Raw genomic sequence first — 25,386 nt, forward strand, 5'->3', positions numbered from 1 at the left:
GTACGCCCTGACGCGTGAGGCCGCAGCGTCCGCCGGGCAGGCGGCGGGACGGCCGGACGTCCCCTGGACGTGCGGAGGCATGGCGGCTTCTTCGCGTGCGGCCCCGCAAGCCGGCCCCGGGAGATGCCCTGCTCGGGATAGTTGAGTAACGCTCCAAGCTGTCGCGCGGCTGCTCGTCCCCCAGCGCGTACGCGTCGGGAGGTACCGCGTCAGACTCGCCGCCCCTCACGGGCGACCGCCAGCGCCGGCCTCGTCCTGCGCCCCTCCAACCGTCCACTCCCCGATGAGCTGGCCGATCTCGAAGCGTCCTTGCTCCAAGACCGGCCCGCGTACTCATCAAGCCTGGTTGAGAGCCCCATCCTTGATCGTCTGCAACAGGCTTCCGAGCTGTGCCCGATCCACGACGAGCCGTCCGCCTTCCGGATCCTTGGAGTCCCTGACTCCGACCCCCTCGGGCAATGCGGCTAGCTCGACACATGCCTCATCGGTCGCGCTGCCGCTGCGGGAACTCTTGCGCCAGTAGATCGTCATGAGAAACCTTCCATGATCTGGACGATCAGGGTCCTGGACGCGTCTTCGCTCAGCGCCTTCGCCCCGATCATCTCGAAATCTACGGCGAGCTCACGCACTTCGACAGGATCTTGGACCAACCGCCCACCGTGGAAGGCACCGATGTAGGCGACGTCGACCTCAAGGCTCATGACCTGGAACGGCCCGTTAAGGCCGATGTGCGCACCGACCTTCCTCGGGACGACGCGGATGATCACATCCGGCCGCTCACTGAGATCAAGCAGATGCTGGAGTTGCCCCCTCATCACATCGATACCTCCCACCGGACGATCTAGAGCGTCCTCATCCAGCAGGACGAGCAGAACAGGCGGATTCGGACGTGCGAAGATCGCGTCCTGCCGAGCAACCCGCGCCGCCAGTGAGCGGTCGACGTCCTTGACACCGGCCACGGCAAGGAACGCTCGCGCGTAGTCATCTGTCTGCAATGGGACGGGGATGACCTGTCCCTGGTAGATCCGGATGATTTCGGCCTTTGATTCGTACTCGGTGTACTGCCGGAACCAATCTGGATCATGAGACGTGTTGGCGAAGTAGATCAGCAGCTCGAACAGGTGCGGGGTGTTGTACCGCGCATCGAGCTTCCTGGCCTGGTCATCGCCGAGCTTGAGCCTGCCCGCCTCGATGTTGGAAACAGTCGAACGAGCAGCGTTGATGATTTCACCGCACTGGGCCAGCGAGAGACCGTGCTGCTCCCGCTCAAAGCGCAGGGCGTACGCCAGAAAGTGCCATAGGGAGATCTTGGGGTCGAGGGGGTCTCGGACGCGAGCCACGCCGCCTCCTTTGTTTCCGATTATCGGAGATACACAGGAAGGTAGCCCCAACTGCTCATCCTTGGGGGAGAAACAAAGAAACAGCGCCCGAGAGGCTTGACGATGATCACAACGCCCGACTGCCTACTGATGCCCATCCTGGCATCGAAGGCGGCACCCGGCCTGGCGCGCACGCTCACGCGATCGCGCCTGCACAATTGGGGCTACATGCACATATCGGACGATGCATTCCTGATCGCCTCAGAATTGATCACCAATGCCGTGACGGCCACGCCCGGCAAGGAGATCCGCTACCAGTGCAGCCGAGACGCGGCCGGCGTCCTCATCGCCGTCTGGGACGCCAGCCCGTCGAGCCCACGAGTTCGCCCAATGATCGAGTTGACGCTCGACACGCTGGACCTCTCCGAGGAGCACTGGGACGACAACGGCGGCCGGGGCCTCCCGATCGTCGCGACACTCGCCGCCGAGTGCGGCCACACCTCGGATCCGTCCGGCGGCAAATGGGTCTGGGCCCGCCTCAAACCGTGACGCCTGCGGAATCGACAGCGGCGTGTCGCCTCTGTGACACGTCCCATGGGGGCAACACGCCGCAAGTCAACGCCCGACGCCGCCGCATCCAAGGCCCGGAAGACGATCCAAAGCGCGCCGCACCATCATCACGCGGACGAGCCCCCACTATCGGGCGTCCACCCCTCAGCCGTCGCTCGCCGCGCCCGCTCAGAAAAAGCAGCATGCGCCTGCCGATACTCACCCTCCCGATCCGCCTTATAGAAGGGCGCCTGATACCCCTCAGGCGGTGGCACCTTACTTGGACTTTCCAAATGCTCCATCAGTTGACTGTAATGCTCTTTGCCCTGCCCATGACCCCATTGATTGAAATTGGCAGCTATCTTACGTCCCTGAGCGTCAAACCACATCTCAGATTCATAGTCAACGAGTTGAGGGAAGCGGGAACGATAGAGAGCAATCAGGCCAGCCACATCGATACCAAGCAAAATTGCAGCGAGGGCATCCAGTTCCACCAGGGCAGCCCTGCGCGAAAACTCGGTGCGCAGCGGTGTCGATGGAGTCCAGTGCTCTCCTTCTTCACCCAAAGGCGGAATCCTCGCCCAGGCTACAGCCCACGAGTCTTGCTGCCACTGTTCTTGATAAAGTTCTGACCAGAGATCAGCGTATACTCTAGTCAAGCAATTAAGCCGCAAGGTACGCAGAAGCAAGGCGTCAAGTAGGGGATGTCGGGGGTCAGGCACGGGCATCGCCCTGGCCTCCCCTTGCTGAAGATCAGCGCGCCCGGTTGCCCGCACAAGATAATCAAGGGGAAGCGATGCCCAGAAGCCTGCGACGCCAACAGTTTCTCTATTGCTCTTCAAAGCCATCGAATGAACTGCGTGTATATGAGCCGGGCCTGGTGGAATCAGCGCCGCGAATAGACTTCTTTCAGTACTAAAAGGAATCCTCCTCCGCCAGGCTACGCGATAGAAATCCGTATATGGTCTCCGAACAATATTCCCACGATCGGCCTTCGGACTCGCGTTTCCCTCGACAACAATAGGATGCGGCCTGGCCGCCACTTCATCCTCTGGCGTCAGATTGTTCGTCCTTGCGTCTGAGGTAACTGCGGTGTGCGCTATTCCGCCATCGAAAGCCCGATAGTCAACCCAAGTGTCCTGCGCCTGTCGATATTTTTCAGTGCTGCAGGACCGCTGGTAGTCACTACTTGGCACAGCATCGGGATTCAACTTGTTCAAGTCAACCGGCTTATCTGTATGCTTCATAGCAGGAGGCTGCTTCGCGAAGGGAGTGGCAATAGAGAACTGGGGGCCACGAAGAATTACCTCACCCCAATCGCTAGCCATAAAAGTGGCCCACCGGATAAGCCCATTCTTCTTGGCCCCAGACTCGTCATACCCTCTGCTAATTCTTGGATTGAAATCCGCCAGCCTCGGCGAGGCATTCGCAAGAGCATCAATCGCATCGTTCTCTGCAGTTGACACGGGATAGAGGAGCTTCGCCTCTTCGAAACCCCTCCCTCCATCGCCAGCAAGGAGTTGCCACCTCGAAAGCACTGATGCATCAACCATAATGATGCGTTTATAATGTGGCCTCAAATCCCAGCTACGCTCATATTTAATACCCGGAGGATCGCCCATGCCATCGTGATCAAAGGAATTAGTCAAAGTTGCCGGATCGAAAAGCCAACTTATATGCGCGAAGCGAATGGCGCGCTCACGTCCATAGATTTGCAATGAGAACTGCTTATTCCAGTCCACTTCATCAAACAAGAGGCGTCGATTCTGGAAGTGCGCATGAAGTCGCAAGTGCTTATACGTGGACGCCCGAAAGCGCCCTTCTTTCGTGCCATCGAAGTGCGATTTTGGGTGAATCAAACCTGCAATGCCGAGAGCTGTAAGATTTTGCCAAACGCGAACCATGAATGGCCGATATAGATCGGCTTGAGTTCCGACTAGCGTCGGATATGTTACAGCAGAGCTAAGGAAGCTCAGGCCAGCCTGAATTGATAGCTCACTGAGCAAAAAGTGAACTACAAAGCCGTTCGATAGAGTTATTGTTCGGCGATTTTCCCACTCCTCCACTTCAGGCTTATCAACCAACTCAAACCATGGTTCATATTCGGCCAGGACGTTTCCTTCGTCCCAACGGGGACGCACCCAGGGGGGATTGCCTACCTGGAGGTCGAAGCCGCCCTTCGCGAAGATCCGGGCGAACTGGAGTTCCCAGTGGAAGAAGCCCTGACCCTTAGCGATGTCCTCGACAGTGTCGAGCCAAGGAAACCTGTCGCTAAGTTTGTGTTCGCTGTCCATACCCATCCAGGCCGCGAGTTGCTCCTCGTGTTCTCCGATCTCGGTCAGGCCAGCGAAGTGAGCGCCGAGCGAGCCTTCTGGAATGTCCGTGGTACCGAGAAGGGCCTCGGCGAAGTCGAGCCAGTCCTCCAGGTCGGCGAGCGGGATCACCTGGCGGCGCTCGACGCGGGCAGGCTTGCGCGCTGACTTGGTGCGTGGCTTCTGCTGGTTAATGGCCATCTGGACCGGCGTGTCACCGAAGAGCGCTGCGGACTCCCAGGTCTGCGGGAATCCAGCCGGGTCTGGATCAGGTGCCTCAACCACAGTAGGCGTGGGCGGGACGCTGTCGAGGACGTTGTCCTTCAACCGCTCGTAGATGCTGTCGGAACCATCCAGAAGACTGGACTTGTCGAGCGACCAGAACCAAAGGGCGCACCAGGCGTCCATCAGGGTCTTGAGACGCCAATAGGGCGTGCCCGGCCAAGTCAGGTCGTCGAGAATTTGCTCGCGGGAAACGACTTCTTCTCCTGGCTCGCGCAGGTCATCGGCACCCCAGACGTGAATGCGGCGGCTGATGTCCTTCTCGGACAGCTCCAGACGCTCGATGACCAGACCCCACAGGTACTCGGCGCGGCGGGCGAGACCTTGGAGTCGCTGGACCTGGGTGAGTTTCTGTCCTTGCTTCTTCTTGGTTGACGGGTCCTTGAGCATCCCCTTGCGCCAGTCGGCGAGGCGCTTGGCATCCTCGGGAGCCAGGTTCTTGGCTTCCTTCTCACTCGCGACCGCTCCCCAGCCTTGGGCGGGCAACAAGAAATGATGGATGTGGCCGTCGGGGATCGGGCCGTCGCGGAACGGGTGGTCCTTCGGCGCGGTGGTGAGCCACGCCCTCTTCTTCAGGTGGTGTGCCTCGTACAGGCGGCGGCCGGCGCCGATGAGCGAGTTGCCTCGGCGCAGGTGCAGCCCGAACCACGGGGCCTGCAACCCCTCGTGCATGACGTTCAGCCAGATCGAGACCTCGGCCAGCTCGACAGCCGTCTCGTTAAGGTCGACCCCATACGAGTTGTGCAGGGCGATGTACGCCTTGACCTTCTGCAACTCGTGCGCATAGAGCTCGGGTTCGAGGCTCTGGTTCTTCTCGGCCTGGCGCCTCTTGAGGTACTCGGCGGCGACCTGATTAATCGCCTCGTTGAGGAAGGCGCCGGAGCCGAGGGCGGGTTCGCAGATCGTCCAGTCGAGGATCTCGCGGGCCTCGGTGGTCGTCCCGTCCTGGTCGAGGCGCTCGCGCAGGGCCAGCTGCACCGTGACCTGCGTCAGCGACTCGGGCGTGTAGTACGAGGCGCTTGTCTGGCGGTCGCGGCCGGCGAGTCGGTAGACGAACGCGCCCGGCTTGTAGCGGACGCGCTCGTCGGTCTTGATTCCGTTGTCATCCACGCGGCGGACGAAGACGGCGTCCTCGTAGTCGTCCACTTTTGATGCGGGGATCATCCAAGAGCCGTCCTTGGGGTCGCCGTTCTTGGCGACCTCGTACAGCTCCTCCTTGGCGATGAATCCTGTGTACGACATCAGCCCCTCGTACACCGCCCCGAGCTGGTTGATGCCGAGCTGTGCATACGAGATGAAGCCGCCGCGCTCCTTGCGCTTGCCCTTGGCGAGCATGAGGAGGCGCAGCACCTTGTACAGCGCCTCGTTGCGGAGACGCGTGTCGATGGGCTGCGAGTCAGGCTCGTCCTCGTCCAGGTCGATCGCGGCCTTGCCAATAAACTCCGTGCGCTTGGGGTCGAACAGGTCCGACTTGAGGGGTTCGAAGCGGAGTCCCTCACCTTCGGAGCCGAGGGTGAGGCCCGCGCCGCGCGGGTTGTGTCCTTCGTTGACCATGCGGAACAGCAGGTCGAGCGACTCGTACAGGTGGACGCTGCGGCGCGACTCCTCCGATACCAGGTCCCGGATGATCAGGTCGCCGAGGCGGGCCATGCTGTAGCCCCTGACGTACGCCTCGTCGTCGGTGGGGAGGATGCCGAGTTCCGGGCGGGCCTCGGCATACAGCAGGAAGAGAATCCGGTAGAGGTAGCGGAGGGATTCGCGGCCGAGTTTCTTGGCGAATGCGGCCGGTTCCATGACCTCTTCGGGCCGGACGCCTTGCTCGCGCATCCGGTCGAGGACCTCGTTCGCGATGATCTCGACGGATTCGCGGAGTCCTTCGCGCAATTCTTTGGACACGCCGACGGCGTGCTGGCGGGAGCCGGAGAGCAGTTCGGCGAGGGGTTCGGCTCCGCCTTCTTCGGGTGGCAGCAGCGAGTCGGCGCCGAAGAGGGCGGCGATGGTGTCGATCTCGGCGGACGCGGCCGTGCTGCGCCCGAGGGCGACGTCCAGGCTGACGGCGAGGTACCGTCCCTCGCCCCAGGTCATGCGGTCCGCCAGGATGACCACGCCGCCCGCGAGGATCAGCACGTAGCGGGGCGGCTCGTCGGCGGCGAACAGCCAGGACGCGAGCTTGTCGCCGGTCCGGAGCATGTGCGGGTGGTCGAGTTCGACCGGGCTGAGGAGCCGCCCGGCCTCGGCGATGTCGAGGGCGGCGTCGACGTCCGGCGCCCAACCGCACTCGATCGCGATGACGCCGGGACGGTCGGCCGGCTCGGCGTGCGCGACGGCGACCTCGTACTGCTTGTCGGACCGTTCGACGGTCAGGACGCGCGGCTCGGCCTCGAAGCCGAGGGCGCGGAGGATGTCGCCGTGCAGCTCGTGGAGGTTCTTCTCCCACTCCTCGACGTTCCGGATGTCGCCGCCTTCGCGGACGGTCTCCAGCCTGTCCGCGAAGAAGGGGCGCTGCTTGAAGTAGTCGCGCTTGAGGGCGCGCAGGCCGGTGCGCGGGGTCTGCTCGCCGTCCTTCTCGGCCTCGGCCCAGCGGGCGAGCAGTCCGTCCTTCTTCTTCAGGTCCTTGGGGAGGACCTCGGCCAGGTAGTGGGCCGAGAAGTAGTCGCCGCGGTTGACGATCGAGTCGTAGGTCACGAGTCCCCCTCAAGCACGGCGAGGATGCGCAGCAGCGGCTCCCCTGTCGTCTCCAAGCTCCGGAGCAGCCGTTTCTGCTCGGCGACGGTGCTGTCCACGGCCCCCCGCTTCCTTGTTCCGTGCGATGTCCCGGCGAGGCTCTCCAGGCTCTGCCGCTCCCACAGTTCGAGCTGCCCGTCGTACTCGCGCAGCGGGCGGGCCACCTCGTCGTCGTGGCGGTCGCGCTGCTCGTCCAGGTGGCGGCGCGCGGCCGCGATCGCCGGCTCGATGAGGGGCGTGAGACGGTCGAAGCCGGGCGTCCTGGTGGTGTTGATCATCGTGGGGCCGACCCCGGCCTCGGCGAGGACCTCGGTCATGTCGCGGACGGCCGGGGCGCCCGGCAGGCCGCTGATCGCCATCCACTCGACCACCGTGGGTTGCCCGAGCGCGTTGGAGTAGATGCCCTGGACGAGGAACGTCGGCTCGTCCACCTTCGCGGCGATGACGGGCGCCTGCCGGCGGACGAGCTGCACCTGCACCTTGTCCACCAGCCACTCCACCATCGGATGCAGGTCCGACAGGTACGCGATGTCCGGCCACATGGTCTTGGTGCGGCGGGCCTCGTCCAGCTTGCGCTGCGCGAGGTCCCGGTCGAAGGTGACCTTCATCCGCTCTTTGATCTTGTGGGTGCGCAGGTAGGACGCGGGAAGGGCGGACAGGCGGTGGATCAGGTCCTTGGGCGGCTCGAAGGCGAGCAGTTCGCCGTCGTCGTCGATCCGCAGGTCCGGGCAGACGGTCCGCAGGGCCTCGCGGACGAACTCCTCGGTCGACCCGAACAGCTTCGGGACGCGGGCCCGCCTGACCTCGGCGCGGGCCTCCCCCTGCTCCACGGCGCCGAACAGCTCGGCCAGGAAGTCGGTGGGCGGCGCCTCGGCGAGGGACTCCTCGACCGACTTGCCGCGAAGGAGGTCCTTGATGAGACGGTCCTCCTCCTTCTTCGCCGTGAACTCGCGGGTCACGGCCTCCGCCGTCCCGATGCTGCGGTGCGCCTCCTCCTCGCGCCTCAGCAGCTTCTCCGCGACCGTGGTGTCGTCCAGAGCGCCCTCGGTCTCCGAGGTCAGGATGAGCGCGCGGAACTGCGGCTGGTGCTCCTGCCCGTAGCGGTCGATGCGGCCGTTGCGCTGCTCGATCCGGATGAGGCTCCACGGCAGGTCGTAGTGGACGAGGTGGTGGCACTGGCGGTGCAGGTTCACGCCCTCGGACGCGACGTCCCCGGTGAACAGCAGGCGGACCTTGCTGTCGGCGAGGGAGAAGTTCTCCACGATCTCCTGCTGGCGCTGGTCGGAGAAGCCGCCGTGCATGATCTGCACCTGGTCGGCGGCGAGCCCGAGTTCGCCGGGGACGGTGTCCGCCAGCCATTCCAGGGTCGGGATGCTCTCGGAGAACACGACGGCGCGCATCGTGCCCTTGGCCTTCACCCCGATGCGCTTCAGCTCGTCCACGAGGGCCTTGCGCTTGGCGGAGTCGGCGTCGTCCATCTGCTCGACAAGAAGCGCCAGATCGTTGAGGGCCTCGATCTCGCGCGGCTCCGTGGCGTTCTTCAAGCGCTTGGCGACGGTCGCGCCGAGCGCGACGTGCGAGGACAGGAACGCCTTGGCGAGCGTGTACGGGAAGAGGCGGCGGTCGCCGTCGACCACCGAGCCGCCGGTGCGGTCCGGACCGGGCAGCCAGACCCCGGCCAGCTCGGCGAAGATCGCCTCTTCCTTGCGCGTGGCGGGGCTGCGCAGGGCCACCGACGGCCCCCGGTCGGGCCACCGGCCGCCGATCTGGTCGCGCACCTCGTCGCTGATCTTCGTCCGGCGGAGGTAGAGGTGGGCGATGTCGGAGGCCGAGTACTCCTTCGGGTCGGCGATCGCAGCCGGGTCGAGGAGGCCGATCAGCTCGGCGAACGACTTGGCGTCGCCGTTGTGCGGGGTCGCGCTCGCCAGCAGCAGCGCGTCCGTGTGCCTCGCGAGCAGGCGGGCCAGCTTGTTGCGGAGGTTCCCCTCGTTGATGAGGTTGTGGGACTCGTCGATGACGACGGCGTCCCAGTGCATGTTCTCCAGGTGCTGCCCGTAGCGGCCCTGGTTCTTGAGGGTGTCGACGGAGATGATGACGCGCTTGTAGTACAGGAACGGGTTGCGACCGGCGGGGATGTCGCGCTGGATCCGCTCGATGCCGACCGAGTCGAGCCGGACGAGCGGGATCGCGAACCGCGTCCACAGCTCGTGCTGGAACTGTTCGAGGACCTGCTGCGGCGTCACGACGAGGATGCGCTCACCGCGTCCCCGCCGGATCAGCTCCGCCAGGATCAGCCCGATCTCCAGGGTCTTGCCGAGCCCCACCACGTCCGCGAGGAGGATGCGGGGCCGCAGCCCCTTCAGCGCCAGCTCCGCCGGGCGCTGCTGATAGGTGAGCGGGTCGAGCAGGAACCGGTCGGCCAGCGCCAGCCCCCGCTCCGACTGCGGCAGCGGCGTGCGGCGCAGCACAGACTCCAGGTAGAGGCGGCTGCGCGCGAACGCCGAGGACGTGTCGGCGACGAGCTGGGTGTCCTCGGGGCGGAGCTGGGCCGGATGCTCGATGTCGGTGAAGAAGACCGCGTCCTCGTCCCGCACGAACTCCGAGACCCCCACCGCGGTGATCTTGTAGACGCCCTCGGCGATGGACACGCAGGTGCGGACCATCCACTCCGCGTCGCGGACCTCGATGCGCGCGCCCGGCGCGAACGGGGTCGCGGTGTCGTCGGCGGAGGTCACTCGGCGGGCTCCTTACGGTCGTTCTGCGGGGGGTGGGGCGGGGGCGCTGGTCAGAGCCTGGGGCCCGGCCCGTAGGCGAGGGCCAGCCGGTCCGCGAGCGAGGCCACGACCGGACGGGGCACCGAGCGCTCCCGATGTCGCGGCCGGGCGGGCCGGCGGGGAGGCTCGACATCGGACGGCGGGTCGTCGGGCCGCTCGACGTAGGTGAGCGTCGCAAGATGGACGCGGGCGTCCCGCGGAGTCAGGCCGCCGGCGGCGAGCACCCCGCGGAACTCCCTGGACGCCTCCACCGGGGTGGGACGCACTCGCGGGTCGTGAGCCGTCATCGCCTCGACCACCGGCGCCAGCGGCGCGGGCACCCCCGACAGGTCCGGTTCCTTGTCGGGGTTCGCGATCGCGAAGTACAGCGCGTGCCCGTTCAGCCCCTCGTACGGGAGATGCTTGGTCAGCGCGTAGAGCAGAGTGACGCCCATCGAGTACACGTCCGTCGCGGGCGCCAGGCCCTTCGCCGAGTCGACCTGCTCGGGCGACATGAAGACCGGCGTGCCGAGCCGGAAGCCGGTCCGGGTGAGGCTCTCGTCCGCCTCGGTCAGGTCGACCAGCCCGAAGTCGATGACCTTCGGGCCGTCCGGGCCGAGCAGGACGTTGCCCGGCTTCATGTCGCGGTGCAGGAGCCGGGCGCCGTGGATCTCGGTGAGCGCCTCCGCCAGCAGGACGCCCAGCGCCGCGCCCATCTCGGCACTGAGCGCCGGACGCGTCTCCAGGTACTCCTTGAGCGTCTCGCCCCGCACGTACTCCATCGCCAGCCACGGCGCCTCGGCGCCCGGCTCGGCGGCGGCCACCAGCCCCGCGACGCGCGGGCCCTGGACCATCCCCAGCGCGAGCACCTCGCGGTCGAACCGCTCCCGGATGCCGTCCTGGCTCGCCATGCCGTCCCGGATCACCTTGACCGCGACGTGCTCCGCGTCGGGGGTCACTCCGAAGTAGACGACGCCCATCCCGCCCTGGCCGAGCCTGCCGTGCAACTCGATGCCGCCGATCTCCCGAGGATCGGCCGGTTCGAGCGGCTTCATCGCCACCTGCCATTTCCGGACGGTGCGGACCAGGGACCTCCGACCGGAACCGCGGCCGGGTAGCCAGGATAGGTCGGCGCAGGTAGCCGCGACACGGTTCCCCGACGGTCGCGGCGCGGTGACCGTGGGCCACTCCGGATCCATCGTCCGGGCCGGACGGGCCGAAGGAGCCCGCGTCCGAAGCGTCGTCCCAGGTCGGAGCGAGTGGGAGGGATGTCTGCGACCGCGCCTCCCGGGACGCGGGAAGCGGCTGACCGTATTCGGACAGACTCCCCGGTAAAACCCGTACGCCGTCGTTGCGCACGTGCAGGCCCTGGAAAGAGTGCTGCTGGAGATCTCCCGGCCCGGCCTTTATGGGGTGTCGATCGCCGGGGGCTGCCGCTGGGACGGGGCCGGGTCGTTGAAGATGACGTGGGGCCGGTCGTCGGCCTGGTTGAGGGCCCACAGGCCGACGACGTCGGCGCAGACGAACAGGACGGCCATGAGCGTGGCCACGATCCGGCGGCGCCGGCGTTCCCGGCGGCGCCACTCGCGCCGGACCCGCTGGTAGGCGTCCGGTGCCGGTTGGACCCCGTCGGTGAGCGCGTCGAGGGCCGCGCGCAGCTGATCTCCCGAAAGAGCGGGACCGCCTGTCATCGTCGCTCCTGCATCAGCTTGGTCAGAGTGGTCATGCCGCGGGCGACGTGCGTCTTGACCGCGCCCTGCGAGATGCCCATCGAGGCGGCGATGTCGCTTTCGCACAGCCCCAGCCAGTATCGCAGGACCAGCGCCTCGCGCTGCCGGGCCGACAGGTGCCGCAGCGCCGCGACCAGCGCCCGCTGGTCGTCGCGCAGCAAGGCGGCGCTCTCGGCCGACTGCACCGAATCCGCCCCCTGGTCGATGTGCTTGCGGACGACCTGGAGGTGACGCAGCCGCATGCGGGTCAGGTTGCAGACCACCGACCGCAGGTAAGGCAGCGCGGCATCGGGCGTGCGGAGCCGGTTCCACCGGCGGTGCAGCTGGCAGAACGCCTCGGAGACGATGTCCTCGCCGTCGTCGGCGCCGAGCAGCACGGCCAGCCGCAGGAGCCCCGGGTAGTGCAGGTCGAACAGCCGGGTCAGCACGGCCTCGCGATCCATGGCACGTCCGTCGGCGTCGGCCTGCCCGGGCGCCCGCGCGGATGGTGCCGCGCTCTCAGGCGGGGCGAACGCCGCGACGTCCGGAGCGGGCTGCGGCGGCGGAAACGGGACGCCGGGCCTCAGGACGGTCATGTGATCGTCTCCATTCCTGGCCGCGGGCCGGCCGGCGACGTCAGGTCCCGGCCGCGCGGCACCCCCATCCTGTCCAGCAGCGGTGTGAGCACCGCGACGGTCAGCAGATTGAGCCCGAGGCCGACGACCGCTGCGTACGCCTGCGCCTGCCACCCGCCGAGTCCCACGTGGATGACCGAGGTGAATCCGGCGCTGACCACCATCTGGGTGCCTGCGGCCATTCCGACCGCCCATCCGCCGAGCAGCGCCACGTGGTGCAGCCGCCGGGTGAACAGTCCGACCGCCACGGCGGGGAAGGTCTGCAGGATCCAGACACCGCCGAGCAACTGCAGGTTGATGGCGTCCTGGCCGCGCAGCCCGAACACGAACACCACGGCCCCGGCCTTGGCCACGAGCGAGACCGCCTGCGCGATCCGCCGCTGGTGCTTGGGCGTGGCCGTCGGGTGGAAGAACTCGACGTAGATGTTGCGGACGAACAGGGTCGCCACCGCGATGGACATCACCGCCGCCGGAACGAGCGCGCCGACGGCCAGGGCGCCGAACACCAGCCCGGTCAGTGCCGCAGGCGTCACCTCCCTGACCAGCAGTGGCACCGCGACCTCCGCGTTACCCGGCGGCGCGACGATCCCGGTGGCAAGGGCCGCGACGCCCAGCACCGCGAACAGCCCGAGCACCGCCGTCCAGGCGGGCAGCGCGATCGACGTGCGGCGCAGCGCGTCCGCTCCGGTGGCGGCGAACGCCCCGGTCAGCACGTGCGGATACATCAGCAGCGCCATCGCCGAGCCGAGCGCGAGGGTGGCGTAGACGGAGTACATCCGCGGGTCCAGGGCCATCGAGGCCCCTGCGGTTCCGCCGGTCGACAGGCGGCGTTCCGCGCCGGCGAACATCGGCCCGGGCCCGCCGAGACGGTCCATGCTCAGAACGACCACGGCCACGACCGCACAGACGATCGCCGTCCCCTTCACCAGCGAGATCACGGCGGGAGCGCGCAGTCCATGCCGGCAGGTCGCCACCGCGAGGACCGCGAACACCGCGATCAGCGCGAGATCGCCCGCGGCCCCGCGCGGATAAAGGCCGCCCGCGGTCAGGACGGCGCGGATGCCCAGCAGCTGAAGCGCTATGTAGGGCATGGTGGCCAGCACTCCGGTGACGGCCACGACCAGCGCCAGCATCGGAGAGCCGTACCGTCCGCGGACGAAGTCGGCCACCGTGACGTACCCGTGCCGTCGCGCCACCGTCCACAGCCGGGGCAGCAGGACGAAGGCCAGCGGATACACGATCACGGTGTAGGCCAGGGCGAAGAACGCCGGCGCCCCGATGCCGTAGACCAGGCCGGGAACGGCGGCGAAGGTGTAGGCGGTGTAGATCGTGCCGCCGAGCAGGAACCACATGGCGGGCGCGCCGATCCGGCGGTCGGCCAGCGCCCAGCTCTCCAGGGTGGGCAGCTCGGGGGCCGGGCGGAACCGGCGGGCGGTGACCGCGGCCAGCGACGTCCCGCCGAGCACGGCGAGGAACGTCACCACGCTCACCGGCTCGATCATCCGTCACCGCCGCATCCGTCCAGCATTGCCTCTGTGTTGCGCATGTCATACGTCTGGTTGACACAGACCGGCAGGAAATCTCGTGGAAATTCGATGTCAACCGGATCGCGGGTGTCGACAACTCTGCCACAAGACCGCGAAACCCCCCGGAGGCGTGATGGCGAAACCAGCGCGACGTGCCGCTGCCGGCACCTTGCTGGCCCTGCCCGTCGTAGCGCTGCTGTGCGTGCCGTGGTACGCCCGCTCGACACCGCGGCTGGCCGGGATGGAGTTCTTCTACTGGTACCAGTTCGCCTGGGTCCCGGGCAGCGTCGTCTGCATGCTGGCTGCGTACCTGCTGCTGCGCGAGCGCCGGGACCGCCCGCCCCACCCCTCGCCACCACGCCGCCGACCGAACACCTGACCGCACGCCTCCGCGGTCCGGTCCGCCCTGTCCTTCAGTTCACGAGGAGATCACCCATGCCAAGAATCGATGACCGACCCCCACAGGAGCCGCAATCGTCCCCGCCGTCTGAGGGCCGTTCGGATCGGAGTGCCTGGAACTGGCTGCTGGTGGTGCCGGTGGTGGTTCCGCTGCTGACGCTGTTCTACAACAGTGACACCCCGCGGCTGGGCGGGTTCCCGGCCTTCTACTGGATCCAGCTGGCGTTCATCCCGCTCGGGGTGGCCTGCACGGTCGTGGTCTACCAGATGACCAAGAAGCGGGGCTGAGCGCGATGGCATCGGACCACCTCACCGAGATCATCGTCTTCGCCGTGCTGTTCGCGCTGGTGTCGGGGATGGGTTTCGTCGCCGCCCGGTGGCGGCGCCCCGACACCATGCACAGCCTGGACGAATGGGGCCTGGGCGGCCGCAGCTTCGGCAGCTGGATCACCTGGTTCCTGATCGGCGGCGACCTGTACACCGCCTACACCTTCGTCGCCGTCCCCGCCCTGGTCTTCGGCGCCGGCGCCGCCGGATTCTTCGCCGTCCCCTACACCATCGTGGTCTACCCGCTGGTGTTCCTGATCCTGATCCGGCTCTGGTCGGTGTCGCACGTGCACGGGTTCGTCACCCCCGCCGACTTCGTCCGCGCCCGGTTCGGCTCCCCCACCCTGGCCCTGGTCATCGCCATCACCGGCATCGTCGCCACCATGCCCTACATCGCCCTGCAACTGGTCGGCATCGAAGCCGTCCTCAAAGCCATGGGCGTCAACGGGCACTGGCCCATCATCATCGCCTTCGTCATCCTGGCCGCCTACACCTACCAGTCCGGACTACGCGCACCAGCGTTGATCGCCTTCGTCAAAGACGTGCTGATCTACCTGGTCATCATCGTCGCCGTGCTGTACATCCCGTCCAAACTCGGCGGCTGGGGCGACATCTTCGACGCCGCCAAAACCAAATTCGACAAGACCCCGGCGCCCGGGGACGGCATCACCATCGCCGGGTCCGGCCAACTCAACTACGCGATGCTCGCACTCGGCTCGGCGATGGCGCTGTTCCTGTACCCGCACAGCGTCACCGGCGTCCTGGCCAGCCGCAACCGCAACGTGATCAAGCGGAACATGGCGGCACTGCCCGCCTACAGCTTCGTCCTGGGCCTGATCGCGCTGCTGGGCTACATGGCCATCGCCGCCGGCGTCAAACCCATCACCACCGGCGGCAAACCCGACACCAACACCGTCGTCCCCGTGCTGTTCGACCACATGTTCCCCGACTGGTTCGCCGGCGTGGCGTTCGCCGCCGTCGGCATCGGCGCCCTGGTCCCCGCCGCGATCATGTCGATCGCCGCAGCCAACCTGTTCACCCGCAACATCTACAAGGAATACATCCGCCGCGACGCCGACGCCAAAGAAGAAGCCACCGTCAGCAAACTGGTCTCACTCATCGTCAAAGCCGGCGCAGTCGCCTGCATCCTGGCCCTGGACCCCGAGTTCTCCATCGACCTGCAACTGATCGGCGGCGTCATCATCCTGCAGACCCTGCCCTCGGTCGGGCTCGGCCTGATCACCCGCTGGTTCCACCGCGGCGCCCTCATCACCGGCTGGGCCACCGGCATGGCCACCGGCCTATGGATGCTCTACCAAATCCCCAACCCCGCCAAGAGCAAAGAGCACTTCGGCGGCTCCGCCTACCCCCTCAACGACCTCGGCCTCGACACCCAAACCACCGTCTACGCCGGCATGCTCGCACTCGCCGTCAACGTCGCCATCGCCGTCATCGCCACCATCATCTTCAAAGCCGCCAAACTCGCCGACGGAGAAGACACCACCCGCACCTCCGACTACCTCGCCGACAAGGGCGACCCGAAGGTCAAGGACCTGGAGGTCACCGCCAGCACCTGACCCCGCCCAGGGGCCTGTGGCGGACGCTTGCGAGCGTCCGCCACAGGCCGCTCACTCGCCCAGCCCTCCTTTGCGCCCCTCTGTTCCGAGAGGTCAGGCCGGTCGGGGCGGTGACGACTCGCGGCGGTGGGCTAGGGCCTGGCCGGCGGGGAACTCGTCCGCCACCTTCCGTAGCAGTTGGACGGTCTCGTCGAGACGCTCACCGGCCACGAGCCGTTCCAGGAGGCCGTACAGGTGGTCTTCGGCGTCCGCGACCTGGCGTTCGAGCCCCCGCCCTTCCGGGGTGAGGGTCAGCGTGACGTATCTGCGGTCGTCCGGGTCGGTGGCGCGCTGGACCAGTCCCTGCGACACCAGCCGGTCGACCAGGCGGCTGGGGCTCGCGGTGGTCTCGCAGACCAGGAGGTGGCCGAGCGCCGACAGCGTGAGGGGCTGGTGATCGTGCAGCACGCGCAGAACCTCGGCCTGCGAGGGGGTGAGCCCGAGCGGCCGCAGCTGTGCGGCGAGGATCCGGTTTCCCTCACGCTGAACGGCGAGGACCAGGTAGCGCAGCTCCTCAACAGGTTTCACGGGCCCATAGGTTACACGACACATATTTACCGGACACCTCTTGCCGAAGCATAGATGTCGTGTAATCTAATGTCGTGTAACGCAATCGAAGGGAGTCATCATGACCACGTCCGACCCCATCGCGGGAGTGTCCGTCATCAGCACCGGAAGCGTCGCGATCCGGCCCGAGCACGTCGGGCCCACCTGGAAGAACACCTACCTGTGGCTGGCCACCTCCCGCCGCTGGACGGCCCCGAGACCGATCAACGTGTACGTCGTCGAGCACCGCGAGGGCCTGGTGCTGTTCGACACGGGCCAGGACCGTGCCTCGGTCACCGACCCCGGGTACTTCCCCGGCGGAGCGAACGGCCTGGTCTACTCGCGGCTCGCCAGGTTCGACATCGGGCCCGACGAGACCCTGGCGGCCGGGCTGCGCCGCCTCGGGCACGGCGTCGAGGACGTCCGCACAGCCGTCGTCTCCCACCTCCACCAAGACCACATCGGCGGGCTTCCGCTCCTCGGCCGGTCGGAGATCGCCGTCAGCCTGCCGGAATGGGAGTCGCTGCACCGGCCGCTGCCGCAAGCCCGCGGCCTCATGCCCGACCACATCGACCTGCCGGGCCTGCGGTGGAGGCGGGTCGCTATGGAAGGCCTCGGCGACACATCGCTCGCCCCCTTCCAGGACGGGCACGACCTGTTCGGCGACGGCAGCCTGGTGCTCCTGCCCACTCCTGGCCACACGCCCGGCTCGATGTCGATGCTCGTGCGCCGTCCGGACCGTCCGCCGCTCCTCATGGTCGGCGACCTGACCTATGACGACACGTTGCTCGCCCAGAGCAAGCTTCCGGGCGTCGGCGACAAGCGGCAGATGCGGACGGCGACGCGGATGGTGAACGAACTCCGCACCCGCCTTCCCGGACTGGTCGTCCTGCCCGCGCACGACCCGGGTGCGGCAGAGCGGCTGGCCGCCGCCCTCGACGGCGGACCCGGCCGGCGGCTCTCCGCTTGATCGATCGGAGACGACGATGAGCTTCCGCATATCGCTGGACATCCACCGTCCGCCGTCGCGCGTGTTCGAGGTCGTCGCGGACTTCCGCGCCATGCCCCGGTGGTACGAGGCGGTGGAGAGCGTCACGGCGATGACGGGCCCGCCCGGAAAGGGCGCACGGTTCCGCATGCTGCGATCCCTGCCCGGCGGGCCCGCGCGGAACGACGTCGAGATCACGGCCTACACCCCGGGCCGAGAGGTCGCGTTCTCCTCGACGAGCGGCCCGACTCCCTTCCGCTACCACTACCGGACCGAACCGAACCCAGGCGGCACCAGGCTGATGTTGGACGGTGAGATCAGCGGGGAAGGGCTGACCAGCCCCGCCGCCCACCTCGGCGGCCTGACCGAACGCCTTTTCAAACAGGGCATGAAGAAGAACCTGAACACTCTCAGACAGATCCTCGAATCGTCCCCGTAACCGGAACCGGCCGCGACATCACCTGGGGAGACTGGCTCGCCCTACCTGCACATTCGTCGTCTTCACACGGCGGTCACCTCGACCGCCAGGGCGATCCGATCCGGGCCCCAACCTCAATTACGCCGGAGCCCTGCGCTGGCCGAACCGTGAAGCCAGGCCGAATCGGGGACTTCCCGCGCCTCCGGGTGCTCCAGGAACTGAGCGACGGAGATCTGGTACGGGGCGAGCATCTCCAGGATGTCCCGCATGCTTTGGATCTTGTCCTCATTGATGGTGAAGCGCCCCGCGTCGGCCACGGCATCCTCGGCGTCGTTCCCTGGGATGACCACGCCGACGATACCTCCCTTGTCCGTGACGAGGGCACGGTCGCCGACCAGGCACTTCTGATGCAACGGCGGGACCTTTTCAGAGATGACCAGATGAAGGTCGATTCCCGCGTCCACCTGTCCCTTGAGAACCTCGATCATGGCGTCGTCCATATCGCGTTCCGACACGATCAGGATCCGGGTGAGGGTGAGACCGTTGTGCACGATCGCGGACCGTTCGGTCGCGAGGTAGGCGGTGTCGCGGCCGGTCCACCAGTAGTCGTTGCCGGTCGCGCTGAGCGCGGTCATCTCCGCGAGTTCGGACAGGATGCTCGGACGGAACTCCTGGCGGCGGCTCAGGGACGATTGGCCGTTGGCGAGGTCGCGCATCTCCTCGGTGAACGCGCGTTGCCGCGCCTCCCGCAGCTTCAGCAGAATCGCGCTGTCGCGCTCGTCGATCCGTGTCCACTGCTCGGCGATCTCACGGATGAAGGAGTGGCAGGCGGGAGGCGCGTCGGCCAGCGACTTGGTGATCGCGAGCGCGGTGGAGATCTCTTTGAGCTCTCTGCGGTCCTGGTGGATGCTCTCCTCTCGGCGGAAGAAAGCGTCGATGACCAGTGTCAGCGTGACGCAGGCGAGCGTGACGATCAGCCCGAGCTGCCATTCCTGCTGCTTGGCGACGGCGGTCACGGCCCCCAGGCCGACCGACAGCAGGCCGCCGAAGACGAGTCGCGCACGCTGCCAGGGAACCGCCGGCTCTCGCTCCGCCATCACACGGCTCCTCGCCCGAGCGTCCTCATCGGTATCCGCGGCGGTTCTCGATTGCGCTTTTCCGCCTGCGTCAGTGTTTCAGGCTCTTCAGAGACCCGTCTGTGCCTTCTGCCACATTGGGACCGCCGAGGGCCGGGAGCACCCGGCCGGTTCAGGAGGCCCGGGGTTGTGGCGCGGTGGGGCGCTGCGCGGTCTGGATCCGGCCGCCGAGCCGGGCGTGCAGCGGTGCCAGCCGCTCGGGGCTGGAGACGATGATCCAGCGCGGGCCGACCAGATAGCTGCCGCCGTACATCATCGAGTACTCCAGCCACGCCTGCTGGCCCTTGTCGGTGGCGAAGGTGTTGATCAGGTACTGGCCTGAGGGGGCCGCGCAGATCGCCTGCTGGTAGTCGGCGGCCCGGCCGCGTTGCTGTGGTGTGCAGCCCAGCGCGGTGCCGAGTTGCTGCAGGGTGAGCGGCCGCGCCGGTGTCGCCGCCCCGGGCGTCCTGCGGCCGCGGTCGGCGGAATCGGAGCCGCAGCCGGTGCACAGCGCCAGTGCCGTGACGCAGGCTGCCCCGGCGAGCACGCAGTTGGACAGACCACGACGTCGGCGAGGCGCGTCCATCGCTCTCCTTTCCCTCCCGCCGTCGCACGGCCGGTCGGCACTCTGGCTGCGCTCACCTGTACGCACGGCGCCGGTGACTTGTTCATCGCCCAGATTGCGGAGCCCGCACTGATCCAGGCCTCCCGCTGCAGGAAGAAGCCATTGCCGGTGATCACGTCCACGCTCAGACCGGCGAGCGCCCCATCGGGTGACCCTTTTAGGCAGCGCTGAAAGGGGGTGCGCACCAACTGCGCTTTCCCTGACCATCGCAAGGACCAGTACGGGGAAACACGAATCAGTCTCACGGGGGAGAACGTTCATGCGCATCCGCAACACCGCACGCATCGGTAAGGCCGGAGCCATGGCCGCCAGCCTGGCCGTACCCGGCCTGCTGGGCGGTCCCGTCATCGCCGAGCCGCCCCCGGACCTCGGGACGAGCGCGGTCTTCAACGAACCGGGCGGGACAGAGGTCAGGGACCAGCTGACCAGACTGATCGACGGTGCGCACGGCGGCTCCACGATCTACCTCTCGACCTATCTCTTCCGCGACAAGGTCGTCGCGAAGCATCTTCTCGCCGCGGCCAAGAACGACGTCACGGTCAAGGTCCTCGCCGACAGCGACACAAAGCGGAAGCACTACGGGATATTCAAGGACTTCGCGGCGGCGCTTCAGAAGGAAGGGGGAGGCTCCTGGGCGAAACTCTGCTCCGAAGGATGCGTCGGCAAGGGGGACAGTCCGGCCTTGCACAGCAAGTTCGCACTGTTCTCGCAGACGCTTCGCAGGAGCAAGGTCAGCTTCATCACCACCGCGAACCTCACGGACAACAAGACGGGCGGGGTAGGCGGCACCAAGGGGTGGAACGCCGGCTACACCGATGTCTCCAGCGACGGCCTGTACGAGCGGCTCAGGGGGTATTTCAACGATCTCAAGGACGAGCCAAACCTCCCCGATTACTACAACTACAACGCCCCGGAGCCCACCGGCAATACCAAGACCTACTTCCATCCGCGCAAGAAGGGCGGCGACACGGTCAAGAACGTCCTCGACGGAGTCAACTGCAAGAAGGGCGCCACGGTCCGCGTCAGCAACTGGTGGATCGGCCGGAAGGCCGTGGCCAAGAAGCTCTGGGAGATGGGGCGGTCCGGGTGCTCCGTCGACATCGTGGCCAATCAGATTTCGATGTCGTCATGCGAGATATTGGCCAAGTACATCGCCGGATCCCCGCTGCACATCAAGGGCTTCTCGCGCGGAAAGCGCGAGAAGGGCAACCACGAGAAGAACATCATGATCGACGGCTACTACCTGGGCAAGAACCGAAAGATCACGTTCACGGGGTCGGACAACATCACGCCGTCGTCGCTGTCCGAGAACGACGAGATCACCGTGCGGATCGCCGACTCGGCGATCCACGACCGGTTCGTCGAGAACTTCGAGGACGTGAAGGCCGCGGCCGACATCGAACTCCCGGCCTTCAGCGTGCCCAAGGAGGACTGCAAACCGCTTGCCCCATAGCCCGGTAGAGGAAGTCCAACGGGTCGGGTCTTCTGGCGGGATCCGGTGATCAAGGAGACGCCGGGTGACCGATACCGTCCCGTGAGGTCAGGGTGGGGGCGCAGGGCCGTACAGGTTCAGGTTGCCGCTGCGGGAGCGGCTCGGCGAACACCGAGCATCGCCCCCAGGACCGCGGCCGCGTGGCCGACGATCGCCAGGAATCCACCGCCGGTGATCACGTCCACGGTCAGACCGGCGAGCGCGCCGAGGATGAAACCGAGCCACGCACCCACGAGGGCCCCTAGGAGGGGCCGCGCAAGTGTCCGCCGGTTCCAGCCGATTGCCGCAGCGACGACCAGGGCGATCAGGGTCACGGAGAGCGCAGGCATCAACATGCCTCCAGCCTCATCCGCCACCGTCCCCGGGCGCATGGGGAACTTCCCTGGGCTCTCCCGGATTGCTCCCCTAGGGGGAGTGCGGTTTACGTACAGTCACAGCTTGATCGAATGCAGGTCGGAGCCCAACCAGGGTCGTTGGTGGGGACGGTGCCTGGGAAGCCGCGACCGGCGCATTCACACGGCCCATCCCCCGGCGAAGGCGGCGGTGACGGTGCGGCCCTCGCCGTTGCCGTGCCAGCCCTAGCTCGCGGCGGTCAGGGGAGACGGTGCGCAGTCCCCGGCCGGACTCGGCCAGCTCTCCCGCGTCGGTGGCGGCGGGCTCGCCGGGGCCGCCCTGGTCGGCGACGGAGACCGCGAGCAGCCCGCCGTCGCGGGCGATCTCGACGGTGAAGAGGCCGCCGTCCTGCCCGGACTCGGTGTGCCGCAGGGCGTTGACGACGAGTCGGCGGCGAGAAGGACAACGTCGAGGTACGGGCAGCCGGCCAGCAGGCAGCCGACGCACCGGCGGACGTTGCGGGCCTGCTCGGGTCCCGCCGAGGAAGGAGCGCCGCCACCGCAGCGGTGTCGCGGACAGACCTGCTGGAACCATCGTCGGAGGCATCGGGCACCTCAGATCGTGATGGACGAGTCGGGTTGCGGATCACTCGGGTCACTTCTGGTCCGCACGCCGCTCGTCACACTGAGCATCCCTCGAAGCACGGAGAATCCGCCTGTTGGATCCCTGGGCGGCAGATCGGCACGGGCGGACGTCACACCCGCGAATACCGAACGTGCGAGATTCGCACCCGCGCAGCGAAGACATTCGATCAACGAACGCATGGGAAATGAGTTCTAAATTTAAGCACCTTCACCATTGTTCGTGATCCACTCCAGAACCTTTTGCTAATGTTGGCGATCTCCATCGACGGCGTGGTAAAAATGGCGCGGCGGGTCACCGTCGACCCCATTCCGCGAATGCGGACGGGCCAGGACGATCGCCAGGGAGTGCGATGAACGACGAACCCGAAGGGCCGCGGCCGTGGCTGCCGGCCGTGGGCACCGGCTGTCCGGTCGGCGTGCCGCACCAGGCGTGGATCGAGGCGTCGATGACCTGGTTCGTCCGCGAGTTCGGCCGGGGACCGGTGATGCGAGGCGTCGTGGTGGCGGGCCCGGAGCTGCGGTCCGCCGCGTACAGCGGGACGCCGGAGCAGATCGAGGGCTTGGTCGCCCTTGTGTGCGAGCTGATGGGAATCGACCGGTCGACACTGACCGTCGAACTCTTCGACCGGAGCGACGAGGACGCGGCGGCGGCTCGGAAGGAGAAGCGCACGGTCGGGCATTACCGCGTCGAGAACGGCCGTCCGGTCATCGGCCTGGACGTGACGGAAGCGTCCGACGCCTCCTATCTGATCGCCGTCATCGCACACGAACTGTGCCACGTCCGACTCCTCGGCGAAGGACGGATCACCGCCGACCGCAAGGACCACGAGTGGCTCACCGATCTCCTCACCGTGTATTTCGGATTCGGCGTCTTCACGACGAACGCCGCGCTGAGATACGGCGAGACGTCCCGCGGTTTCTCCATCCAGCCCCTCGGCTATCTGGACGAGCGCACGCTCAACGCCGCCCGCAACGACAGCTATTCACGACTCGGCTATCTCACGGAACGGGAGTTCGGCTACGCGATGGCCTGTTACGCGTGGCTGCGCCGCGATACCGAGCCGGACTGGGCGGCCGAACTCGATCCGGGTCCGCGCGTCTTCCTGCGGCAAGGCCTCGCCTACCTGGCCCGCAACGCCGGACCGGGCGAATTCCCGACCCTCCGGGCCCGGAACATCCCGGTCTCGGTCCGCGTGGTGCCGAAGACCGACCACGCGTGGCTCAGCGGCCTGCACCTGATGCCTACGCAGACCGAATGGCCGCCGGACGCGCCGGGTCACCGCCCGCGCTGACGCCGCGGCTCCGCGGAGGCCGAATTCCAGCGCTCCAGCCGATGGGAATCCACAGCCCAGGCCCGCGGCGGTAGAGCGTCATCTCGGACGGTGCGGTCCCCAGATGGGCCACGCCCAGGTGGCGGGGTCGCCCAGGGAGGAGTCGGTCATGCCGAGCCCCGTCCCGGTCAGTTCGGCGACCAGAAGCTCGGTGATGTTTCCGTGGAAGACCCCGGAGTCGATGTTGACGACGGGCCATTCGTCCGGATCGGGCTTCGCAGTATCCCAGCAAAGGATGTCCCGGCCCTCGGTGCTCGCACAGAACAGCAGGCCGCCCGGCTCTGGATGGACTCGCATGGAATCCTCCGAACTGCCGTAGGACCGCAGTAGGCCGGAGTGCATGTCGTGATGTTCAGCAAGTTCGCCGGGCGCGCAGACGAAGATGCCGTTGAGGACGACCCGCGGCCCCTGCGCCTCATGAAGGCGCTTGTAGTCGGACGGCAGTCGGGTCACGCCGACCTCTCGCTCGACGGCTTCCCAGTCACAAGCCCACGCCTCCCCCGGCCCGATGATGGTCTGGAGCTGCGCCAGCGGATCCCGAGCCGCGCTCCGGCCGGACGCAAGGTCCTCGACCGGATGACCGGGCCGGGTCAGGACGCGCTCGCGCCGTACGGGCGGCAGGGACAAGACCGGTAGATCAAGTCGTCCATCCAGCCATTCGTCGAGGAACTCGGCGGTGGTGAGATTGAGCTGCTGGTGCCCCTCACCCGCCACCACGACGAGCCACTCGGCCGGATCGGGGCGTATCGGCAGCCACCAGCAGGTCTCCCCGCTGCCGAACACAGCCCAAAGCAGCGCCTCCTCGTGCGGCGCCTGGTGCCGACGCTGCTCCGTTTCCTGGTCAAAGCCATCGAAGCCAGAAGCCAGAAGGCGGAGCGCCCCGGCGAGCGTCCCCGGCCCCGTCCGCGATATGAGGGCGATGTAATCCTCCGGGACGTCGCGGCCGGCGAACCGCGGCTCCCACTCCAGCGCATCGTCCGGCGTGACCCGGATGGTCTCCGCAAGCGCCCGGCCCGCTTCGGCGAGATCCGGAGCCGACGGTTCGTCATTCGACATGGATCCTCCGGGCCGGTTGGACGGGTGGGCGAAACACCTTAGCGAGATCACTGACGCAGGCATTGTGCAAGCCGGATGATCTGGCGGGTCGCCCGGAGGAGGGGGCTCCGGTGTGTGGGCCGCTACGGACCCACGGGTGGACGTCTGGTCAGGTTGGAAGGCCGGTGGCGACGCGGCGGGCGAGTTCGATGATCTGCGCATGGAGTGCGTCGGGAGGCGCTGACAGGTCAAACACGGTCTCCACGATGTGCACGTCATCGGTACCGGCGATGACGTGAGGTCGGCAGAACGTCACTTGACATTCCAGGCCGCCCGCCATGTTCCGGCACTCACCGCATCCGGCCGGGTGGCTTCCGTTGCTGCGCCAGCAACGCCATTGCCTCACGCCAGTGCAGATGCGAATGTTCCTCGGCCAATGCGGTGTGCTCGTCGCAGAACCACTCTTCCCACGAGGGATGGCCGGTCCAGCCCTCCCGAGCCTGCTCCCGTTCGACCGCCTCCTCCTCGGGGGTGAGCGCGAACCGGACGAGCTTGAAGGACGAGAACGGGAGGTCGTCCCCGAGGGACCGGTGGCAGATCAAGCACATCGGCGGTCTCACGCCAACTCCCTTCCAAGGACGGTCGTCCCCGAACGGTAGCGCCACGAGGGCGTCGACCGCGCAACCTGCCGTTGCGTTCTCGGCCCGG

General features: G+C 67.0%; 23 protein-coding genes. 8 read left to right on the forward strand and 15 right to left on the reverse strand.

Annotated elements, in window-relative coordinates:
- Nucleotides 1–336: 336 nt before the first annotated feature.
- Complete coding sequence (locus ACQPZP_RS28435; RefSeq protein ID WP_433472787.1) at nucleotides 337–531, reverse strand: DUF397 domain-containing protein; 195 nt, start codon at nucleotides 529–531, stop codon at nucleotides 337–339.
- Nucleotides 528–1,340, reverse strand: coding sequence for a helix-turn-helix domain-containing protein (locus ACQPZP_RS28440; RefSeq protein ID WP_433472788.1), 813 nt, complete (start codon nucleotides 1,338–1,340; stop codon nucleotides 528–530). The genes ACQPZP_RS28435 and ACQPZP_RS28440 overlap by 4 nt, the downstream gene beginning before the upstream one ends.
- Before the next feature lie 102 nt (nucleotides 1,341–1,442).
- Here ACQPZP_RS28440 and ACQPZP_RS28445 point away from each other — a divergent pair, with 102 nt between their 5' ends.
- Nucleotides 1,443–1,868 carry an ATP-binding protein gene (locus ACQPZP_RS28445; RefSeq protein ID WP_433472789.1) on the forward strand — a complete coding sequence of 142 codons (426 nt, stop codon included), beginning with the start codon at nucleotides 1,443–1,445 and terminating at the stop codon, nucleotides 1,866–1,868.
- A gap of 128 nt (nucleotides 1,869–1,996) precedes the next feature.
- Here the strand turns inward: ACQPZP_RS28445 and ACQPZP_RS28450 are convergent, their stop codons facing one another.
- The 6 genes from ACQPZP_RS28450 to ACQPZP_RS28475 all read right to left on the reverse strand — a co-directional run bounded on the left by ACQPZP_RS28450 (nucleotide 1,997) and on the right by ACQPZP_RS28475 (nucleotide 13,773).
- Nucleotides 1,997–7,147 carry an Eco57I restriction-modification methylase domain-containing protein gene (locus tag ACQPZP_RS28450; protein ID WP_433472790.1) on the reverse strand — a complete coding sequence of 1,717 codons (5,151 nt, stop codon included), beginning with the start codon at nucleotides 7,145–7,147 and terminating at the stop codon, nucleotides 1,997–1,999.
- A complete protein-coding gene (locus tag ACQPZP_RS28455; RefSeq protein ID WP_433472791.1) occupies nucleotides 7,144–9,921 on the reverse strand; it encodes a DEAD/DEAH box helicase in 2,778 nt (925 codons plus the stop codon). Before ACQPZP_RS28455 ends, ACQPZP_RS28450 begins: the two co-directional genes overlap by 4 nt.
- 50 nt (nucleotides 9,922–9,971) lie before the next feature.
- Nucleotides 9,972–10,994 (reverse strand): serine/threonine-protein kinase, encoded by a 1,023-nt coding sequence (locus ACQPZP_RS28460; protein ID WP_433472792.1) that lies wholly within the window; start codon nucleotides 10,992–10,994, stop codon nucleotides 9,972–9,974.
- Between the two features lie 351 nt (nucleotides 10,995–11,345).
- Complete coding sequence (locus ACQPZP_RS28465) at nucleotides 11,346–11,630, reverse strand: hypothetical protein (RefSeq protein WP_433472793.1); 285 nt, start codon at nucleotides 11,628–11,630, stop codon at nucleotides 11,346–11,348.
- Complete coding sequence (locus ACQPZP_RS28470; protein WP_433472794.1) at nucleotides 11,627–12,244, reverse strand: RNA polymerase sigma factor; 618 nt, start codon at nucleotides 12,242–12,244, stop codon at nucleotides 11,627–11,629. Before ACQPZP_RS28470 ends, ACQPZP_RS28465 begins: the two co-directional genes overlap by 4 nt.
- A complete protein-coding gene (locus tag ACQPZP_RS28475; protein WP_433472795.1) occupies nucleotides 12,241–13,773 on the reverse strand; it encodes a sodium:solute symporter family protein in 1,533 nt (510 codons plus the stop codon). Before ACQPZP_RS28475 ends, ACQPZP_RS28470 begins: the two co-directional genes overlap by 4 nt.
- 169 nt (nucleotides 13,774–13,942) lie before the next feature.
- Here ACQPZP_RS28475 and ACQPZP_RS28480 point away from each other — a divergent pair, with 169 nt between their 5' ends.
- From ACQPZP_RS28480 to mctP, 3 genes are all read left to right on the forward strand, one after another.
- The gene (locus ACQPZP_RS28480) at nucleotides 13,943–14,188 is read left to right on the forward strand and encodes a DUF3311 domain-containing protein (RefSeq protein WP_433472796.1); all 246 of its coding nucleotides are present in this window, start codon (nucleotides 13,943–13,945) and stop codon (nucleotides 14,186–14,188) included.
- A 152-nt stretch (nucleotides 14,189–14,340) separates the two neighbouring features.
- Nucleotides 14,341–14,496 (forward strand): DUF3311 domain-containing protein, encoded by a 156-nt coding sequence (locus ACQPZP_RS28485; protein ID WP_433472797.1) that lies wholly within the window; start codon nucleotides 14,341–14,343, stop codon nucleotides 14,494–14,496.
- A 5-nt stretch (nucleotides 14,497–14,501) separates the two neighbouring features.
- Complete coding sequence (gene mctP / locus ACQPZP_RS28490; protein WP_433472798.1) at nucleotides 14,502–16,112, forward strand: monocarboxylate uptake permease MctP; 1,611 nt, start codon at nucleotides 14,502–14,504, stop codon at nucleotides 16,110–16,112.
- Between the two features lie 93 nt (nucleotides 16,113–16,205).
- Here mctP and ACQPZP_RS28495 read toward each other — a convergent pair whose 3' ends face one another.
- Entirely contained in the window at nucleotides 16,206–16,679 is a 474-nt protein-coding gene (locus ACQPZP_RS28495) for a MarR family winged helix-turn-helix transcriptional regulator (protein ID WP_433472799.1), read from the reverse strand.
- A gap of 100 nt (nucleotides 16,680–16,779) precedes the next feature.
- Here ACQPZP_RS28495 and ACQPZP_RS28500 point away from each other — a divergent pair, with 100 nt between their 5' ends.
- Complete coding sequence (locus ACQPZP_RS28500; RefSeq protein ID WP_433472800.1) at nucleotides 16,780–17,667, forward strand: N-acyl homoserine lactonase family protein; 888 nt, start codon at nucleotides 16,780–16,782, stop codon at nucleotides 17,665–17,667.
- A 16-nt stretch (nucleotides 17,668–17,683) separates the two neighbouring features.
- The gene (locus tag ACQPZP_RS28505; RefSeq protein ID WP_433472801.1) at nucleotides 17,684–18,124 is read left to right on the forward strand and encodes an SRPBCC family protein; all 441 of its coding nucleotides are present in this window, start codon (nucleotides 17,684–17,686) and stop codon (nucleotides 18,122–18,124) included.
- A 113-nt stretch (nucleotides 18,125–18,237) separates the two neighbouring features.
- On the opposite strand, the gene ACQPZP_RS28510 is transcribed toward ACQPZP_RS28505, so the two are convergent.
- Together ACQPZP_RS28510 and ACQPZP_RS28515 are read right to left on the reverse strand one after the other, a co-directional pair.
- Nucleotides 18,238–19,200, reverse strand: a complete 963-nt coding sequence (locus tag ACQPZP_RS28510; RefSeq protein ID WP_433472802.1) for a hypothetical protein — start codon at nucleotides 19,198–19,200, stop codon at nucleotides 18,238–18,240.
- Between the two features lie 151 nt (nucleotides 19,201–19,351).
- Nucleotides 19,352–19,804, reverse strand: a complete 453-nt coding sequence (locus tag ACQPZP_RS28515; protein ID WP_433472803.1) for a hypothetical protein — start codon at nucleotides 19,802–19,804, stop codon at nucleotides 19,352–19,354.
- Nucleotides 19,805–20,102: 298 nt separating this feature from the next.
- On the opposite strand from ACQPZP_RS28515, the gene ACQPZP_RS28520 reads away from it, so the two are divergent.
- The gene (locus ACQPZP_RS28520) at nucleotides 20,103–21,296 is read left to right on the forward strand and encodes a phospholipase D-like domain-containing protein (protein ID WP_433472804.1); all 1,194 of its coding nucleotides are present in this window, start codon (nucleotides 20,103–20,105) and stop codon (nucleotides 21,294–21,296) included.
- Nucleotides 21,297–21,412: 116 nt separating this feature from the next.
- Here ACQPZP_RS28520 and ACQPZP_RS28525 read toward each other — a convergent pair whose 3' ends face one another.
- Nucleotides 21,413–21,664, reverse strand: a complete 252-nt coding sequence (locus ACQPZP_RS28525) for a hypothetical protein (protein WP_433472805.1) — start codon at nucleotides 21,662–21,664, stop codon at nucleotides 21,413–21,415.
- A gap of 998 nt (nucleotides 21,665–22,662) precedes the next feature.
- Between ACQPZP_RS28525 and ACQPZP_RS28530 the strand changes: the two genes are divergently transcribed.
- Nucleotides 22,663–23,604 (forward strand): hypothetical protein, encoded by a 942-nt coding sequence (locus ACQPZP_RS28530; protein WP_433472806.1) that lies wholly within the window; start codon nucleotides 22,663–22,665, stop codon nucleotides 23,602–23,604.
- A gap of 78 nt (nucleotides 23,605–23,682) precedes the next feature.
- Here ACQPZP_RS28530 and ACQPZP_RS28535 read toward each other — a convergent pair whose 3' ends face one another.
- From ACQPZP_RS28535 to ACQPZP_RS28545, 3 genes are all read right to left on the reverse strand, one after another.
- Complete coding sequence (locus ACQPZP_RS28535) at nucleotides 23,683–24,699, reverse strand: hypothetical protein (protein WP_433472807.1); 1,017 nt, start codon at nucleotides 24,697–24,699, stop codon at nucleotides 23,683–23,685.
- Nucleotides 24,700–24,847: 148 nt separating this feature from the next.
- Nucleotides 24,848–25,018: a hypothetical protein gene (locus tag ACQPZP_RS28540; RefSeq protein ID WP_433472808.1), complete on the reverse strand. Its 171-nt coding sequence runs from the start codon at nucleotides 25,016–25,018 to the stop codon at nucleotides 24,848–24,850.
- Nucleotides 25,019–25,028: 10 nt separating this feature from the next.
- Nucleotides 25,029–25,298 carry a hypothetical protein gene (locus ACQPZP_RS28545; RefSeq protein WP_433472809.1) on the reverse strand — a complete coding sequence of 90 codons (270 nt, stop codon included), beginning with the start codon at nucleotides 25,296–25,298 and terminating at the stop codon, nucleotides 25,029–25,031.
- Between the last annotated feature and the right edge of the window lie 88 nt (nucleotides 25,299–25,386).

This window comes from Spirillospora sp. CA-142024 (assembly GCF_050942325.1).
In the GTDB taxonomy this organism is placed as follows: domain Bacteria; phylum Actinomycetota; class Actinomycetes; order Streptosporangiales; family Streptosporangiaceae; genus Spirillospora.

Bases quoted from the DNA above. Each gene is read 5' to 3' on its own strand.
- ACQPZP_RS28435 (WP_433472787.1), bottom strand. From the start codon at position 531: ATGACGATCTACTGGCGCAAGAGTTCCCGCAGCGGCAGCGCGACCGAT.
- ACQPZP_RS28445 (WP_433472789.1), top strand. From the start codon at position 1,443: ATGATCACAACGCCCGACTGCCTACTGATGCCCATCCTGGCATCGAAG.
- ACQPZP_RS28460 (WP_433472792.1), bottom strand. From the start codon at position 10,994: ATGAAGCCGCTCGAACCGGCCGATCCTCGGGAGATCGGCGGCATCGAG.
- ACQPZP_RS28465 (WP_433472793.1), bottom strand. From the start codon at position 11,630: ATGACAGGCGGTCCCGCTCTTTCGGGAGATCAGCTGCGCGCGGCCCTC.
- ACQPZP_RS28470 (WP_433472794.1), bottom strand. From the start codon at position 12,244: ATGACCGTCCTGAGGCCCGGCGTCCCGTTTCCGCCGCCGCAGCCCGCT.
- ACQPZP_RS28480 (WP_433472796.1), top strand. From the start codon at position 13,943: ATGGCGAAACCAGCGCGACGTGCCGCTGCCGGCACCTTGCTGGCCCTG.
- mctP (WP_433472798.1), top strand. From the start codon at position 14,502: ATGGCATCGGACCACCTCACCGAGATCATCGTCTTCGCCGTGCTGTTC.
- ACQPZP_RS28500 (WP_433472800.1), top strand. From the start codon at position 16,780: ATGACCACGTCCGACCCCATCGCGGGAGTGTCCGTCATCAGCACCGGA.
- ACQPZP_RS28505 (WP_433472801.1), top strand. From the start codon at position 17,684: ATGAGCTTCCGCATATCGCTGGACATCCACCGTCCGCCGTCGCGCGTG.
- ACQPZP_RS28510 (WP_433472802.1), bottom strand. From the start codon at position 19,200: ATGGCGGAGCGAGAGCCGGCGGTTCCCTGGCAGCGTGCGCGACTCGTC.
- ACQPZP_RS28515 (WP_433472803.1), bottom strand. From the start codon at position 19,804: ATGGACGCGCCTCGCCGACGTCGTGGTCTGTCCAACTGCGTGCTCGCC.
- ACQPZP_RS28520 (WP_433472804.1), top strand. From the start codon at position 20,103: ATGCGCATCCGCAACACCGCACGCATCGGTAAGGCCGGAGCCATGGCC.
- ACQPZP_RS28525 (WP_433472805.1), bottom strand. From the start codon at position 21,664: ATGCCTGCGCTCTCCGTGACCCTGATCGCCCTGGTCGTCGCTGCGGCA.
- ACQPZP_RS28530 (WP_433472806.1), top strand. From the start codon at position 22,663: ATGAACGACGAACCCGAAGGGCCGCGGCCGTGGCTGCCGGCCGTGGGC.
- ACQPZP_RS28535 (WP_433472807.1), bottom strand. From the start codon at position 24,699: ATGTCGAATGACGAACCGTCGGCTCCGGATCTCGCCGAAGCGGGCCGG.
- ACQPZP_RS28540 (WP_433472808.1), bottom strand. From the start codon at position 25,018: ATGGCGGGCGGCCTGGAATGTCAAGTGACGTTCTGCCGACCTCACGTC.